15 protein-coding genes are annotated in these 16,182 nt (G+C 68.3%); 10 read left to right on the plus strand and 5 right to left on the minus strand.

The window, feature by feature from the left end:
- Positions 1-86: 86 nt before the first annotated feature.
- A complete protein-coding gene (locus BLU17_RS22835; RefSeq protein WP_176929174.1) occupies positions 87-629 on the plus strand; it encodes a hemerythrin domain-containing protein in 543 nt (180 codons plus the stop codon).
- Positions 630-741: 112 nt separating this feature from the next.
- Here the strand turns inward: BLU17_RS22835 and BLU17_RS22840 are convergent, their stop codons facing one another.
- Positions 742-951 carry a carboxymuconolactone decarboxylase family protein gene (locus BLU17_RS22840; RefSeq protein WP_092001687.1) on the minus strand — a complete coding sequence of 70 codons (210 nt, stop codon included), beginning with the start codon at positions 949-951 and terminating at the stop codon, positions 742-744.
- A gap of 360 nt (positions 952-1,311) precedes the next feature.
- Between BLU17_RS22840 and BLU17_RS22845 the strand changes: the two genes are divergently transcribed.
- The 3 genes from BLU17_RS22845 (at position 1,312) to BLU17_RS22855 (ending at position 4,195) form a co-directional block, all read left to right on the plus strand.
- The gene (locus tag BLU17_RS22845; RefSeq protein WP_092001690.1) at positions 1,312-1,977 is read left to right on the plus strand and encodes a dienelactone hydrolase family protein; all 666 of its coding nucleotides are present in this window, start codon (positions 1,312-1,314) and stop codon (positions 1,975-1,977) included.
- 87 nt (positions 1,978-2,064) lie between these two features.
- A complete protein-coding gene (locus BLU17_RS22850) occupies positions 2,065-2,778 on the plus strand; it encodes a phosphoribosyltransferase (protein ID WP_092001693.1) in 714 nt (237 codons plus the stop codon).
- A gap of 94 nt (positions 2,779-2,872) precedes the next feature.
- On the plus strand, positions 2,873-4,195 hold the full coding sequence (locus BLU17_RS22855; protein WP_092001696.1) for an erythromycin esterase family protein: 1,323 nt from the start codon (positions 2,873-2,875) through the stop codon (positions 4,193-4,195).
- Positions 4,196-4,404: 209 nt separating this feature from the next.
- On the opposite strand, the gene groL is transcribed toward BLU17_RS22855, so the two are convergent.
- The 4 genes from groL to BLU17_RS22875 form a co-directional block, all read right to left on the minus strand.
- Complete coding sequence (gene groL / locus BLU17_RS22860) at positions 4,405-6,003, minus strand: chaperonin GroEL (protein ID WP_092001700.1); 1,599 nt, start codon at positions 6,001-6,003, stop codon at positions 4,405-4,407.
- 169 nt (positions 6,004-6,172) lie between these two features.
- On the minus strand, positions 6,173-8,614 hold the full coding sequence (locus BLU17_RS22865; RefSeq protein ID WP_092001703.1) for a serine hydrolase: 2,442 nt from the start codon (positions 8,612-8,614) through the stop codon (positions 6,173-6,175).
- Positions 8,569-9,849 (minus strand): putative glycoside hydrolase, encoded by a 1,281-nt coding sequence (locus BLU17_RS22870; protein ID WP_245746977.1) that lies wholly within the window; start codon positions 9,847-9,849, stop codon positions 8,569-8,571. Before BLU17_RS22870 ends, BLU17_RS22865 begins: the two co-directional genes overlap by 46 nt.
- Before the next feature lie 41 nt (positions 9,850-9,890).
- Positions 9,891-10,709: a polysaccharide deacetylase family protein gene (locus BLU17_RS22875; RefSeq protein ID WP_245746978.1), complete on the minus strand. Its 819-nt coding sequence runs from the start codon at positions 10,707-10,709 to the stop codon at positions 9,891-9,893.
- Between the two features lie 344 nt (positions 10,710-11,053).
- Between BLU17_RS22875 and BLU17_RS22880 the strand changes: the two genes are divergently transcribed.
- The 6 genes from BLU17_RS22880 to BLU17_RS22905 all read left to right on the plus strand — a co-directional run bounded on the left by BLU17_RS22880 (position 11,054) and on the right by BLU17_RS22905 (position 16,181).
- Entirely contained in the window at positions 11,054-11,803 is a 750-nt protein-coding gene (locus BLU17_RS22880; RefSeq protein WP_092001978.1) for an IclR family transcriptional regulator, read from the plus strand.
- Between the two features lie 81 nt (positions 11,804-11,884).
- Complete coding sequence (locus tag BLU17_RS22885) at positions 11,885-12,640, plus strand: transporter substrate-binding domain-containing protein (RefSeq protein ID WP_092001709.1); 756 nt, start codon at positions 11,885-11,887, stop codon at positions 12,638-12,640.
- A 17-nt stretch (positions 12,641-12,657) separates the two neighbouring features.
- Positions 12,658-13,326, plus strand: a complete 669-nt coding sequence (locus BLU17_RS22890; RefSeq protein WP_092001712.1) for an amino acid ABC transporter permease — start codon at positions 12,658-12,660, stop codon at positions 13,324-13,326.
- Positions 13,323-14,090, plus strand: coding sequence for an amino acid ABC transporter ATP-binding protein (locus BLU17_RS22895; protein ID WP_092001715.1), 768 nt, complete (start codon positions 13,323-13,325; stop codon positions 14,088-14,090). The genes BLU17_RS22890 and BLU17_RS22895 overlap by 4 nt, the downstream gene beginning before the upstream one ends.
- Positions 14,087-14,758, plus strand: coding sequence for a HutD/Ves family protein (locus BLU17_RS22900; protein WP_092001717.1), 672 nt, complete (start codon positions 14,087-14,089; stop codon positions 14,756-14,758). The genes BLU17_RS22895 and BLU17_RS22900 overlap by 4 nt, the downstream gene beginning before the upstream one ends.
- 4 nt (positions 14,759-14,762) lie before the next feature.
- A complete protein-coding gene (locus BLU17_RS22905) occupies positions 14,763-16,181 on the plus strand; it encodes a formimidoylglutamate deiminase (protein WP_092001720.1) in 1,419 nt (472 codons plus the stop codon).
- Position 16,182 lies beyond the last annotated feature (1 nt).

The following is a 16,182-nucleotide window of genomic DNA, read 5'->3' on the forward strand; positions in this document are numbered from 1 at the left end:
CGAACGGCGGCCTCGAATCTCGCTCGAAACGCCGCGCGGCATGCCATCGGCGTTCTGGCCGACAGGCAGCGACGGAGCAATGTGAAATGAAATCGAACGGTTCGTTGGTCAAGCCCGCAGCCTCGTTCGACGAGCCCGTCGAAATGCTCAAGGCATGTCATGAACGCATTGCCGCTCAGTGCCTCACGCTGGAGAGACTCGCGGCGTACCTGCCTCTACACGGCGCGGATACACAGGCGCAGCAGGCGGCCAGCGCCGTCATGCGTTATTTCGACGTCGCGGGCCCCCATCACCATGCTGACGAGGAACACGATCTCTTTCCGATGCTGATCGAGGCCGGCCAACGCCTGGGTTCGCCGGTGGCCGAACGGATCGCGTCCCTGTCCAGCGAGCATCGATCTCTGGAGGCAGCGTGGGCGCAACTGCGCGTCGTGCTCGCCGATATCGCCCAGGGGAAAGCCAGTTCGCCCGAAACCGTCCGCGTGGACGACTTCGTCGGCGCTTACCGCGCGCACATTGTCTTGGAGGAGAGCCAGATTCTGCCGTTCGCCGAAGCGAGCCTGAGTGAAGAGCAACTGGCCAGGCTCAGTGCGGCGATGGTGGCGCGGCGCACTCATACGCCACGATGACCGCCCCGACCGGGCGCTTCCCGGGAGATGTCGTCGCATCACGAGGGGCGCTGCGGCACTGAACGGCGAACAGAGCCAGAGAAGGCGCACCCGTCTCTTGAGCCTTCCATGTTCACGGGTCCGCTTGTCGGTGGCCGGCGCCGCTGTCGGCTCCATGCGTCCTGGGGTGTCGCCTCATCACGTCGAACGCAAGCGTCGAATGGGCATAGCCGGCGCCCGCGCGCCTCCCGGCGGCCACCCGGATCGCCTCCATGATTTCGCTTTCTGTCGCGTTGGCTTTCAACGCTTCGCGAGTGTGGCTGCGGATGCAGTACGCACACATCGCGGATGTTGCGAACCGGGAGAGCGGAGCGGCCACAAGAATCGAATTGCATTGCCGCTTGACCTTGTCGCCGCGCAGACGGGGGCAGACGGGTGCAGACGGGTGCAGACGGGGGGAAGTCGTTGATACCGAGGCATGCCGCAGGCCATCGGCCCGGCCCAAAAAAACACGGCCAGCGGTTGTCGCCGTCAACGGCGGAGGCAATTGATCGAAGTCAATGGCTGGCGCAGGGCAAGCACGATGATCCAGGCAGGAGGTGTCGCCATTCTGCGCAATGGAAGCGGGATGGCATGGCGCATGCGGATGGCTGTCGCGCGCGGCACCTGTTGCGGAACGCCATTACGTTCCCGGGAGAGACAGATGCAGACCCTGCAGGTGGAGATTCCCGTCGATTACGTGAAGCTTGGCGGGATCCTTGAGATTCCCGATGACGCGCGCGCTGTCGTGGTGTTCGTACACGGCAGCGGCAGCAGCCGGTTCAGTCCGCGAAACCGTCAGGTGGCTGCGGGCTTGCAGCGCGAGGGTTTTGCAACGCTGCTGTTCGATCTGCTGACGCAGGAAGAGCAACGGCACGACGAGCTCGACGCCACCTACCGCTTCAATATCGCGCTGCTGGCGCGCCGGCTCGGCGCAACCCTCGTTTGGCTTCGGCAATGGGCCGACATCGCGTCGTTACCGGTGGGGCTTTTCGGTGCGAGCACCGGCGCCGCGGCTGCGCTCGTCGCGGCAACGGAAACGCCCATCGTGGGCGCCATCGTGTCGAGGGGCGGCCGGCCGGACCTCGCGAGGGCGGCGCTCGCTTCGGTCGGCGCGCCGACGCTGCTGATCGTCGGCGAGCTCGACACCGAAGTGATTCGCCTGAACCACAAGGCCGCCGGGCAGTTGACCTGCGAGCATCGCATGGCGATCGTGGCCGGTGCGACCCATTTGTTCGAGGAACCCGGCGCGCTCGATGAAGTAACGCGCCTCGCCGCGGGCTGGTTCGGGCACTGGCTGTGCGCGGCGTCGTCCGGCACGCAGGCGTAGCGCCATGCCGCGCGCCGATGCGGGCGTCCGGTTCGGGCTTCCCATGCATCGCCGGGGCTGGCGATGCGTTGCTACAGGACATCGACCATGAGTCACGTATTTCGCAATCGCGCCGACGCCGGCAGGCAGCTCGCAGCGGCGCTGGGGCGCTACGCCGGGCGCAGCGACGTCGTGGTGCTGGCGCTGCCGCGCGGCGGCGTGCCGGTCGGCTATGAGGTGGCGAAGGTCTTGCGCTGCCCGCTCGACGTGCTTCTCGTGCGCAAGCTTGGCGCGCCGCACAACCCCGAACTTGCAATGGGCGCCATCGCGACCGGCGAGGCGATCTACCTGAACGATTCGGTGCTGCGCGCGCTTCATGTGAGCGAGGAGCAGATTCTGGATGCCGTCGCGCGCGAGCGCATCGAGCTCGCGCGTCGCGAGTCGGCTTACCGGGGGCAGGAGCCGCCTGCCGCCGTAGAGGGCAAAACCGTCATCGTCGTGGATGACGGCATGGCGACCGGTTCGACAATGCACGCGGCCCTCAGCGCGCTGCGCACACGGCGCCCGAAGCAGATCGTCGTCGCGGTGCCCGTGTGCCCGGCCGGAGCCGAAGCGCGTTTCGAGTCGGTCGCGGATGACTTCGTCCATGTGATGCAGCCGGACTGGTTCATGGGCATCGGGCAGTTTTACGACGACTTCACGCAGACGAGCGACGAAGAGGTGCGAGCCTGTCTCGGCGCCGCGCGCGACTGGCAAAGGAAGGCCACGCGCAGCGACGGTGACGGCGCGCAGCCCCCTTCGCCGGAGGACGGCGCGGCCTGACCTGCATACGGCTTGCGCGGCGCGCCAGCCGCAGCCCGTCGTCGGCAGGCGGGTTTCCTCGCCACTTTCGCATCCCGCATGGAGAGACTTCGTCATGCAGCCATCGACAACCCCCTTCCTCGCCGTTCGCTCGCTGGCTCAGCGTCTGACCGGCGATACGACGGATTACGATGCACTTTTCGAAATGGTGCGCGGCCGCGATCTGGTCCTGCTCGGCGAGGCCACCCACGGCACGGCCGAGTTCTACCGCATGCGCGCGGAAATCACGCTGCGCCTCATCACCGAGTGCGGCTTCGATACCGTCGCCATCGAAGGCGACTGGCCCGACGCCTGGCGCATCAACCGTTTTGTGCAGGGCGACGGGACCGACGACGCCACGTCAGCGCTTCATGACTTCGAGCGCTTCCCCGTGTGGATGTGGCGCAATCGCGAGGTGCACGATTTCATTGCGGCGCTGCGCGAAATCAACGCGACGCGGCCTCAGCGCCAGCGTGTGGGCGTTTATGGTCTCGATCTTTACAGCCTCTACCGGTCCGCGGACGCGGTGATCCGCTATCTCGAGGGCGTGGACCCGGGCGAGGCCGCGCTGGCGCGCGAGCGCTACGCGGCGCTGGACCACGTGCGGGAGCCGCAGGCCTATGGCTACGCGGCGGCGCTTGGTGCGCGGCCCGCCGCGCAGGCCGGTGCGGTGCGGCAGCTTCAGCAGTTGCGCTCGGACGAATTCGACTACCTTTCGCGCGACGGCACCGACGCGCTCGACGCGCAGTTCTTCGCCGAGCAGAATGCGCAGGTCGTGGTCAACGCCGAGGCGTACTACCGCGGGATGTTCAGCAGCCGGCTGAACACGTGGAATCTGCGCGACGCCCACATGGCCAACACGCTGTTCGCGCTGGCCCGCTACCGCGTGCGCCGCGGCGGCAGCGGCAAGGTGGTCGTGTGGGCGCACAACTCGCATCTCGGCGATGCCCGCGCAACGGAGTCGCGGCGGCGCGGGGAGTGGAACCTCGGTCAGATCGTGCGCGAAAATACGCAGCATCGGGCGTTGCTGGTGGGATTCACGACCTATACCGGGCATGTGTCGGCGGCTTCGCAGTGGGATGGCGAAGTCGAGCAGAAATGGGTGCGTCCCGCGCTGCCCGGCAGTTGGGAGCATGTGTTCCACACGACGGGTTACGACCGCTTCTTTTTGCCGATGCAGGACGAAGCCTCGCGCCCGCTCGGCGAACCCATGCTCGAGCGGGCGATCGGCGTGCTGTATCTGCCGCAGACGGAACGGCACAGCCATTATTTCGAAGCCCGGCTCGCCTCACAGTTCGACGCGCTTTTTCATCTCGATGAAACCAGCGCGCTCGAGCCGCTCGAACCGGCAGCCGGCTGGCACAGGCGCGAGGGAAGCACCGAGACGCCTTTGGTGTAGACCAGGCAGCAGCGGCGGGCCGGGCTGTCGTGACCGGCCGGCGACGAAGCAACGCGTCGCCGGCCAGGCTGCTCCAGCCCGAACCGGGCGACTTCGGTGCGCGGGGCATGCGAGCCCTCGGGTTGCGGTCGATCAACCTGCCGCGAATCGAACGTGGCGACCTGCGCTCGTCGCCTGCGTCGCCATGGCCGGCACGCAGGCGCCGACGTTCATTCGGCTCGTTCATCAAGGCCCGGGTTCGCCTGCCGGGCGATCATGCAGTCTGTCGTGAGCAGCAGGGAAGCAATGGATACCGCGTTCTGCAACGCTGTGCGCGTGACCTTCAGCGGATCCACAATGCCCGCCGCAATCATGTCGCCAAACGTGCCGTGGGCGGCGTCATAGCCCCACGCATCCTGCGCGGCGCTGACGGTGTGCACGATTACCTGGGCGTCGGCGCCGGCGTTTTGGGCGATCTGGGCCAGCGGCGCGGCCAGTGCGTCGTGGACGATCTTCGCGCCGGCACGGGCGGTTTCGTCGGCGCCGAAGTTTTCGAGAACCGTTCGCGCGCGCAGCAGCGCGACCCCGCCGCCCGGCACGATGCCTTCCTCGACCGCCGCGCGCGTGGCGTGGAGCGCGTCCTCGAAGCGGTTCTTGCGCTCGTGCAACGCCGTTTCGGTGGCGGCGCCGACGCGAATGACGGCCACGCCGCCCGCGAGACGCGTGAGGCGGCGCGAGAGCGCGTCGCGTTCGTTGCCGGGACTGAGCTGCTCGATGCGCGCGCGCAGCGCGCCAACGCGCTCTTCGAGGCGGCGCCGGTCGCCGCGCGCTTCCACGATCGTCGTGGTGTCGCGGGCGACCTCGACGCGGCGCGCGGTTCCCAGATCGTCGAGCGTGGCGTGCTCGAGCGTGCGGCCGGTTTGCGGCGAGATGACGGTGGCGCCGGTCAGCGTGGCGAGGTCGTTCAGCGTTTCGCTGCGTCGCTCGCCGAACTCGGGCGAGCGAACCGCGCACGACTTCAGCGTTCCGCGCAGATGGTTGACCACGAGCGTCGCCAGCGCCTCGCCTTCGATCTCGTTCGCCACCACGAGCAGCGGTTTGCCTGTGGCGCCGAGCGCTTCGAGCAGCGGCAGCATCTGGGCAATCGAACTGATCGCCGTGTCGCACAGCAGGATGCGCGGCTCTTCGAGCACGACTTCGTGCGCGTCGTCGCCGACGAAGAGCGGCGACGCGAAGCCGTGCTCGATCAGCGAGCCCTCCACGGTTTCCAGTTCGTCGTCGAGCTTCGAGCCGTCTTCGATGCTGATCGCGCCGTCCCGGCCCACGCGCTCGACGGCCTGCGCGACGATGCCCCCGATGCTCGCGTCGCCGCTCGCCGAGATCGTGGCGATGTGGCGCACCTCGTCCGTGCCGGCGCACGGGCGCGCCAGCTCGCGCAACCGCGCGACGACCCGCTGGCCAGCGGATTCGATGGCCCGCCGCAGCGCCATCGGGTCGAAGCCGGCCGCGACGTACTTGTTGCCCTCCACCATGATGGCCTGGGCGAGCGTCGTCGCCGTGGTCGTGCCATCGCCCGCGAGTTCGCTGGTGCGCGTGGCGACTTCGCGCATGAGGCGCACGCCCATCTCCTCGAACGAATCGGGCAGCGCCACGGAGCCGGCCACGACCACGCCCGAGTTCGCGATGAGCGGCGTGTCGCCGGTGCGCTCGACGATCACGTTGCGCCCGCCCGGGCCGAGTGTCACCTTCACGGCTTCGGCGAGCGCGTTGACGCCATCGAGAAGACGCTGGCGGGCCGCCTGATGGAATACGAGAGTCTTGCCAGTCACAATGGGCCTCGCTGTCGTGATCGTTAGGCATACGTTCCGGCACCGTGGGCGCCGGGCCGCTCATGCACCTCTTATTCCATCGCGTCGAGACATCGAGCGGTTGACCTGCATCAACCGGTGCCGGACGGCGCGCCCGCGACGTTCGCGCTGCGCGCGTCCGGACGTTCCTTCAGTACAGCAGATAGCGCATGCGATCCGGCGCGAATGCGCGCGCTTGCTGCCGCGCGAGCGCCAGCGCCTTTGCCGGATCAGCGTCGTGGTCCAGCGCCTGCCAGACTGCGTCGGAACCGATCAGGGCGCGCGTCGCGGCGAAGTCGAAGGTCTGCGGCCAACCGCGGCGCAGCGCCGCGACCAGGGTGAGACCGAGCCCGCCCGGCTCGCGCGCGGCGTCCACGTTGACCACCCGCACGCCGTGGCACAGCACGCCGCGCCAGGCGGATTCGGTCGGCACGAAATCGATCGGCTCGAAGCGCGCACCGGCATTCGCCGCATTCAACGCGGCGGCCAGCGCAACGCCGTCGATCCATGGCGCGCCGATCCACTCGAAGGGATGCGGCGTGCCGCGCCCGACGCTCACGTTCGCGCCCTCGATCAGCGCCACGTCCGGGTAGAGCGCGAGCGCCTGCGGCGTGCGCAGAAACGGCGAGAGCGGCGTCCACGCGAGGCCGGTGCCCGCGAATGCCATCTCGCGGCGGTAGCCGCTCATCGGTATGACATGGAGGTGCGCGCCGATGTGCCGCGCGCCGTTGAAGTAACGCGCGAGCTCGCCAAGGGTCATGCCGGGCTGCAGAGGCAGCGCCGTGTAGCCGGTGAACGACGTGTGCGCGGCATCGAGCAGCGGCCCGCCGAAACGCGCCGCGCCCAGCGGATCGGGGCGGTCCAGCACGAAGACCGGTATCCCGCGCGCCGCAGCCGCTTCGAGCGCGTAGCCGAGCGTCGTCTCGTAGGTAAAGAAGCGCACGCCCGCGTCCTGGAGGTCGAAGACGAGGGCGTCGAGTTCGTCGAGCGCATGCGCCGGAAAGCGCTGGCCGTTTCCGTAGAGGCTGACCACGGGGAGCCCCGTCGCCGCGTCGGTCGCGTCGCCGAACGGCGCGTCGATGTCGCCGTTCAGCCCGTGCTCGGGTGCGAACAGAATGCGCAGCGCGACACCGGGCGCATGAGCGAGCACGTCGACCGTGCGCCTGCCTTCGCCGTCGATGCCGCTCCGGTTCGTCACGAGGCCGACGCGCAATCCCGCGAGCGGCGCGAAACCCTGTGCGGCGAGGACGTCGAGACCTGTCATCACCGGCCCGCGCGCATGCGGCACGACGCGCGCCGCTGCGAGTGTCGCCGCGGCCCACGGCAGACGCTGCACGAGCTGCGCTTCGGACAGCGGCGGCGCGCCGCTTGCCACCAGTGAACTGATCTGCGCGCGCAGGGGCTCGGCGTCACCGCGCGTGCCCATCAGCACACGGTTGCTCAGCACGATCAGAAAGCGGTCCGTGGCGAAGTCGATCCACAGGGCCGTGCCCGTGTAACCGGTATGCTTCAACGCCCCGATCGGAACGAGCCGGTCGCGGTTCGCGACCCCCGGCGCCTGGAGTTCCCAGCCGAGGCCGCGCCATGGCGGCGCATCGATGGGCGAGGCGGGCTGCGCAAGCAGGGCGACGCTCGATGCGCCCAGAATGCGCACGCCGTCGAGCGTGCCGCCTTGCAGCAGCATGCGGGCGTAGCGCGCGAGATCGCCGGTCGTCGAAAAGAGGCCCGCATGCCCCGCGACGCCGCCCATGCGCGCCGCGACCGGATCGTGCACGGTTCCCCTCGGGAGGGCGCTTGTCGGCGCGATGCGCGCGGCGAGGGCGGCGTCAGGCCTGAAGCCGGTATCGACCATGCCGAGCGGCGCGAAGATGTGCTCCCGGCAATACGCGTCGAGGCGTTCGCCGCTCGCGCGCTCCACGAGCTTCGCGAGCACGATGAAGTTCACGTCGCTATAGATCACGCGCGCGCCCGGCGCGGCGTCCGGAACCGCGTCGGCGGCTTCGCGCAGGACGGCGTCCGCATCGGCGGCATGCGTAACCGGCACCTCGGGCGGCAGCCCCGACGTATGCGAAAGCAGCGCGCGCACGGTGATGTCGCCTTTGCCGTGCGCGCCGAAAGCGCGCCAGTAGCGGGCGACGGGGGCGTCGAGGTCGAGCCGGCCCGCCTCCACGAGTTGCAGCACCGCTGTCGTCGTGGCAATCACCTTCGTGAGAGAGGCGAGATCGAAGACGGTGTCCATCGTCATGGGCTCGGGCTGCGGGTCGCGCGTGCGCGTGCCGGCGGCGTAGCGCCATGTGCTCGACCGGGCGTCGCCCGCCTCGATCACGGCGCCGGAAATACGCCTCGCGGCGATCTGTGCGGCGACGATCGTATCGATCCCGGCCGGCACGCGCGGCCCGGGCGCGGGCGGCTCTTCGAAAGGGCGCAAGCCGGCAGGAGGCGGCGCGGCAGCCGCTTGCCTCGACGGGGGCTGCACGGCGCAGCCCGCCAGGGCGACGGCGAGTGCGGCCGCAAGCCGCCATGGCGTGCCGCGGGGTCGCTTGTGCCTCAATGCGGCAGTTGCGCCGGATCGTAGTGATTGCGGGGGTTCCATAGCATCCAGCCGTCGGTGCCGGCGGCATCGGCGGCGTCCACCTGTTCGCGGATTTCCTCGGCGCCGAATTCGCGATGATCGAACGCGTAGTCGCGAAACGCCTGGAGCCACGGCCGAAAGCGCACGCCGGGCAAGCCTGTGCGCGTCTTCGCCTCGGCGAGCGAGCGCCCCACGATCTGGCCCGGCTCCGCCGTCGGGCGATTGCAGCCGGGCAGTCCCCACGTGAAACCCGACGGATAGAGCATCGGCGAGATGTAGTCGAGCGGCGCGCCGAGCTGCTCGAGCTGCTGGCCGATGGCGGTGTCGTCGAGGTTCCAGCACACGTAGCCGAAGATATCCGCGGAGACGAACACGTTATAGGGCGTGAGACGCGCGCGGGCCGCGTTGAGAAAGCCGACGATCGCGGCCGTTCGGTTCGCACGCGTGTTCGGTGCGCTGAACCGCAGGCCCGGCGCATCGGGAAAGCGCACGTAGTCGAACTGGATCTCGTCGAAGCCGATGCGCGCGGCCTCCTCGGCAATGTCGATGTTGTGCGCCCAAACCGCCTGCTGGAACGGATCGACCCATTGCAGCGACTCCCGGTCGCGCCACAGCCGGCCCGCCGCGTCGCGCACCGCCCATTCGGGATGGGCGCTGGCAAGCGGATCGTCCTTGAAGACGACGATGCGCGCGATCAGATAGAAGCCCTGTTCGTGGAGCGTGGCGACGAGCGCGGCGAAGTCGTCGACGTAGGGCGGCTGCACGCTCACGTGGCGGATCGCGCCGATGGCTTCGCGCGCGGCGTCGCGCCACGGCGTGATCCCGCGGTCGCCCTTGGCGTCGATCACGAGCGCGTTGATGCCGTTGCTCGCGTTGAGCGCCACGGCGTCGCCGCGCAGCGTGCGGCTCGTCACGCCGTACACGGAAAGGTAGACGGCCCTGGGCCGGAACGGCTTGAGCGCGAGCGTCACGGGCGCGTTTTCGGCCACGCTCGTCTGCGCGCGCAGATAGCCGGGCGCCCGCGCCGCCACGTTCGTGCCCGGCGCGGGCGCGGCAAACGCGCCGTGCGCGTCCGTGCGCAGCGCGCGGCCGCCGATCGTCACGATGGCCTCCGGTATCGGCGCGCGCGTCTTCGCATCGATGACGACGCCTTGCGGACCGGCCGCCTGCGCGCAAGCGCCGCTGCACGCAAGCCCGAGGGCGAGAGCGAGGGGGGCGCCCCACGAGATCGCATGCCCGAAGGCAGCGGCTTTCATCGCGAACTTTGCGAAAGGTGACATGCGGGACATGGCGGGGCTCAGGGTTGTGGCTGACGAGCGGCGGGATGCTGGCCGAGCAGTTGGCCGAGGCGCGCGGGCGTGCAGGCATCGACCATCAGAAAGCGCGGGATCGCAAGCGGTTGTGTCGAGCGCGCGACGTTGTGCGGCTCGATCGTGAAAGCGGCGCGGTACCCGGCATGCCGCGCGAGCGCGACCAGTTCGTCGTCGTAGATGCCGAATGGCCAGGCGAGCATGTCGACGCGGCCGCCGAGCTGATGCTCGAGCAGGTCGCGCGAGTGCGTGAACTGCGTGAGCGCGAACTGTTCGAAGGCGGGCCCCGAAAGGCGCCGCCGCTCGGTGTTGAAGTTCGGGTGCCACCAGGTATGGGACTGGATGTCGAAGAGTCCGGTGTCGCGAAGCTCCCGCAACTCGGGCCAGGTCATCGCATAGGACGCGTTCGAGATGGCCGAGGGATAAATGAACAAGGTGACCGGAAAACGCTCGCGTAGAACGATGGGGCGCATGACTTCGTAGACCGAGCGATGACCGTCGTCGACCGTGATCGCAATGGCCTTGGGCGGCAGCGTCGCCGACGGATCGTCGATCCACGCGACGATGTCGCGCAGCGGCACGATCCGGTAGCCGTGCGCGCGCAGCCAGGCGAGATGCGCTTCGAATGTGGCGACGCGTACCGTCATCGAATCCGTCGCTTCGTCGGCGAAGCGATGGTAGACGAGGATCGATGCCTCGGGCGCCGCGGGCTCCGCTTCCGCGAGCGCCGCGAACGGGCGCAATGCCGTGGCCATGGCCAGAAGCAGCGTCAACATGCAGCCGAGCTTGCGGTGGAAAGCGCGCATATTCCCGTCCGGTTTTTATGCTTGTTGCTGTTCGCGGGTTGCTGTCGCCAGCGCTCGCCGCGCGTTTTGTGGTTGCCGTGTCTATTCGAACTAGTCCGGCCCGGTTCGCGCTTGATCTGAATCAACGGTGCGATGAAGGGCGAATTCGCGAGGATTTGCGGTGCTGACCTCGGGCGCGTGACGGGAACGCCGCTCGTCTCGCCGGTCGCGACGGCATTCGGCTCGCGCGCTCCCATGCCAGGGAAAACCCCCTCTCTCATATTCTCATCCCGTGGGAATCGTATTTTTGATTTCCGGGAGTGACGTGGCATGCTGAGTGCATCGATTCAACTTTGGTCCTCCAGGTGAAACAGGAACCAGGCGTCACAGGTGCGGAACGGCTGCTGCTGGTGCTTTCGGCACTCGCGAGCCGTGGCAAGGCCATGTCGATGAAGGACATGCTCAGCGCCACTGGTCTCGCGCAGAGCACGCTCTACCGCCAGGTCGCGCTGCTCAAGCGCTGGGGCTTCGTGACCGAGGACGCCGGCTATTACGCGCCAGGGCCGATCAGCCTGCAGCTCGCGCTCGGCTTCGACGTCAATTCGCTGCTCGTCGAAGCGAGCCGTGACGGCATGCTTCAGCTCGCGCGGGCGTCGCAGGAGAGCGTGGGACTCGTCGTCGCGGTCAACGATCAGGTGGTGTGCCTCGAAATGATCGAGAGCCCCCATTCGCTGCGCTGCTCCTTCGAGAAGGGCCGTGCGGTTCCGCTCACGGCGGGCGCGTCGGCCAAGTCGCTGCTCGCGTTTCTGCCCGAAAAGGCGCGCATCGAGTCGCTCGAGCGCATCTTCGCCGGCAATGCGAAGGGCCGCGCGGCTATCGAAGCGGAACTGGAGCAGATACGCGAACGAGGCTACGCGGTGAGCGACAGCGAGGTCGACCCGGGCGTATGGGGCGTGAGCGCGCCCGTGTTCAGGCGCGTCGCGCGCGGGGCCGTTGCGAACGCATCGATCACCTTGATGGCGCCGTCGTCGCGCGTCGCCGGCCGGGAGCCGCAACTCGCCGACTGGACGCTGCGCACCGCCCACGCCATTTCGGCCCGCCTGCAAGCCGGTTGATAGCAGAACGATAGCCATGATGACGGCGACGATCCATGCCGGTGCCTCAAACGTCCAGACAAACCACACAGGAGTCCAACCATGAAACTGCATAAGCTGCTGTCCGCCATGTGCCTTGGCGTCGCGATGTTCGCCGCCGCCGCTCCCGGCACGGCCCGCGCGCAAGCCCAGAACGTGCTCCAGGTCGCGACCGACGCGACGTTCCCGCCGATGGAGTTCACCGAGAACGGCCAGCGCACCGGCTTCGACGTCGATCTCATGAACGCGCTCGCCAAGGCGATGGGCAAGCAGGTCCAGTGGACCGACATCGACTTCAAGGGCCTCATTCCGGGGCTCATCGCGCATCGCTTCGACGCCGCGATCTCCGGCATCTACATCACGCCCGAGCGCAGCCAGGTGGTGGACTTCTCCCAGCCGTACTTCGCGGGCGGCCTCGTTGCGCTCGTCAAGGCCGACTCGCCGATCAAGACGCTCGCCGAGCTCGACGGCAAGAAGGTCACGGTGCAGGTGGGGACGAAGTCGGTGAACTTCCTGCGCGACAACTACCCGAAGGTCACGCGCGTGGAAGTCGAGAAGAACCAGGAGATGTTCGATCTCGTCGGCATTGGCCGCGCCGACGCCGCCGTTACCGGCAAGCCCGCCGCATACCAGTTCGCGCGCACGCGCCCCGGCTTTCGCGTGCTCGACACGGAACTGACGAAGGAAGCTTACGGCATCGCCGTGCGCAAGGACGAACCGCAGTTGCGCGACGCGCTGAACGCGGCGCTCGCGAAGATCAAGGCCGACGGCACCTACGCCCAGATCGTCAGCAAATGGTTCGGAACGGGCTCGAAGTGAGCACGCGGATCTGACCCATGCAACTCGACTTCTCTCCGGCAATCGCCGGTTGGGCCGACATCGCACACGGCGCGCTGGTCACGGTCGAAGTGACCGCCGCGTCGCTCGTGCTCAGCTGCATGCTCGGGCTGCTGATCGGCATCGGCCGGCTCGCGCCGCAGCGGCGCCTCATTTATGGCTTGTGCACCGGCTACCTCATCTTCTTTCGCGGTACGCCGTTGCTCGTGCAACTGTTTCTGCTGTTCTTCGGCCTGCCGCAGTTCAATATCCTGCTGCCCGCGTTCGTGTGCGGCATGCTGGGGCTCGGGCTCTATTCGGCGGCCTATGTCTCGGAGGTCGTTCGTGGCGCGATACAGTCCGTCGATCGCGGGCAGATGGAGGCCGCGCGTTCGATCGGGATGTCGGCGGGTCAGGCCATGCGTGCGATCATTCTCCCGCAGGCCGTCGTTCGCATGATCCCGCCGCTCGGCAACGAATTCATCGCGCTCATCAAGAATTCCGCGCTGGTCTCGCTGCTGACCATCGACGACCTCATGCATGAAGGCCAGAAGATCATCAGCGTGTCGTACCGCTCTCTGGAGGTATATCTCGTGATCGCGCTCGTCTATCTCGTGCTCACGCAGACGACCAACTATGTGCTGCATCGCGTCGAGCGCCGCCTGCGCGCGGGAGGAATGGTTCAATGAGCGCGAAATCCGACCTGATCGTCCGCATTCGCGGGCTGAAGAAGTCGTTCGGCTCGCACCTCGTGCTCAACGGCATCGACTTCGACATCGAGCCTCGGCAGGTGGTCGTGGTGATCGGCCCGAGCGGCTCGGGCAAGAGCACGTTCCTGCGCTGCTGCAACGGGCTCGAGCAGCCCGAGGGCGGCACCATTGACATCTGCGGGCATCGCCTCGTGGAAAATGGCACGATGCTCAAGGACCGAGCGCTCAATGCGTTGCGCACCGAAGTCGGCATGGTGTTCCAGTCGTTCAACCTGTTCCCGCACCTTTCGGTGCTGCACAACATCACCGTCGGGCCGCGCATGTTGCGCGGCGCGTCGAAAGCGCAAGCCGAAGCGGCGGCGCTCGCCCTGCTCGAGAAAGTCGGGCTCGCACACAAGGCGCATGTCATGCCGGCCAGCCTCTCGGGCGGGCAGAAGCAGCGCGTCGCGATTGCGCGCGCGCTTGCCATGCAGCCGCGCGTGATGCTGTTCGACGAGCCGACCTCGGCGCTCGACCCGGAGCTCGTTGGCGAAGTGCTGCAGGTGATGAAGCTGCTGGCTTCCGAGGGTATGACGATGGTGGTCGTCACCCACGAAATGGGCTTCGCGAAGGAGGTGGCCGACGTCGTCGTGGTGATGGACGGCGGGGAGATCGTCGAGGCGGGGCCGCCCTCCGCGATCTTCACCTCGCCGGCGCAGCCTCGCACGCGCAGCTTCCTGCAAGCAGTGCTGTCGCGCGCATGAGCCTCTCGTCCGAAAGCGGCGCAAGCGTCGCATTGCTGCGCGGCGCCGACCTCGCGCCCGCGCTCTGGAAAAATGGCGGCGGGACGACGCGCGAAATCGCGGCGTGGCCCACCGGCGGCCCGTCGCCCGATGGCTTTGCCTGGCGCGCGAGCCTCGCGGACATCGCACGAGCCGGGCCGTTTTCGCGCTTCGCGGGCGTCGACCGCACGCTCATGCTGACCGATGGCGCCGGATTGCTGCTGGACGAAGCGCAGGCCGAAGGGCATGCGCCTCGCGCGACGCACACGCTCGCGCATGCGCTCGAAGCGGCCCGCTTTGCCGGCGAATCCGTGATCGACGCGCGGCTCGTCGCCGGGCCCGTACGGGTTTTCAACCTCATGGTGCGTCGAGGCGCGGCGCGGGGCGCGCTCCAGACGTGGCGCACGGCAGGGCGCCGCAACGTCCGTGCGCAGACGGTGTTGCTGCATGCCGCGCAAGGACCGGTCGAAGCGAGCGTGACCGGCGCCGCCTTCGTGGCGCTCGCGCCCGGCGACACGCTGCGCGTCGAAGCGGGGCAGGGCATCGACATCGAATCGCGCGGACCGGGCGCGCTGCTGGTCGTCACACTCGATATTGTCTTCCCCGGGGATCGGCGAACCCCGCCTGAACCGGCGCGAAGCCGGGCTTGATTTCATGGAAACTCCCACTCACTCGCTCCCTTTGACAAACGCACTCTTCGCGGAACATGCCTGGCTCCCGGGGGGCTGGCGCCGCGGCGTGCTGCTCGAATGGGACGCGGCCGGCACACTGCGCGGCGTGACAGCCGGACTGCCTGAAGCGCCCGCGGGCGTCGCGTGCGCGGCGGGCCCGCTTGTGCCCGGCATGCCGAATCTGCACTCGCATGCATTTCAGCGCGCGATGGCGGGCCTCACCGAATATCGCGCGAATCCCTCGGACAGCTTCTGGAGCTGGCGCGATCTCATGTATCGCTTCGCGGCGCGCGTGACGCCCGACGATCTCGGCGCGATCGCGAGCTGGCTTTACGTCGAGATGCTCAAGGCCGGCTACACGTCTGTCTGCGAATTCCATTACGTGCATCACGCGCAGGACGGCCGGCGATATGCGCGGCCGGCGGAGATGGCGCTGCGCGTGGTCGATGCGGCGGCGGAGACCGGCATCGGCCTGACCATGTTGCCCGTGCTCTACCAGTACAGCGGCTTTGGCGGGCAACGGCCGCGCGACGATCAGCGGCGCTTCGTCAACACGCCCGAGCAGTTGCTCGCCATCGTCGAGTCGTTGCGGCGCGTCCGGGCCGAGCACGACTCGCTGCGCTACGGCGTGGCACCGCATTCGCTACGCGCCGTTTCGCAAGCGTCGCTGCGTACCTTGGTCGAAGGACTGGACGCCATGCTGCCCGGCGCGCCCGTGCATATCCACGTTGCTGAACAGACTGCCGAGGTGGAAGCCTGTCTCGCGGCCGAAGGCGCGCGGCCCGTGCAATGGCTGCTCGATCGCTTCGACGTGAACGCGCGCTGGTGCCTCGTGCACGCGACGCACGTCGATCGCGCGGAGACGCTGGCGCTCGCGAAGCGCGGCGCGGTAGCGGGCCTGTGCCTGACGACCGAGGCGAATCTCGGCGACGGCATCTTTCCGGCTTGCGACTACCTGGAAGCCCAGGGCGCATTCGGCGTCGGCTCCGACAGCCACATCGGCGTGGACTGGCGCGCGGAACTGCGTCTGCTGGAGTACGGGCAGCGGCTCGTCCGGCGCGAGCGTAACGTGCTTGCCTCGGCGCAAACCGCGCAGGTCGCCGACCGTCTTTTCGGCGCCGCGCTGGCGGGCGGCGCGCGCGCGAGCGGGCGCGCCGTGGGCGCACTGGAGGAGGGCGCACGCGCCGACTGGCTCGTGCTCGACCCGCAACATCCGAACCTCGCCCAGCAGGCGCCGCAGACATGGCTCTCGGCGGTCGTGTTCTGCGAGCACGGCGAGACGCCGGTTCGCGACGTCTACGTGGGCGGCGAGCAGGTGGTCTCGCAGCGGCGCCACCGCGACGAAGCACGCCTCTACGCCGGCTATCGCCGGGCACTGAATCATCTCGTCGCCGACGCCTGAG

Source organism: Paraburkholderia lycopersici (genome assembly GCF_900096975.1).
Lineage (GTDB): Bacteria > Pseudomonadota > Gammaproteobacteria > Burkholderiales > Burkholderiaceae > Paraburkholderia > Paraburkholderia lycopersici.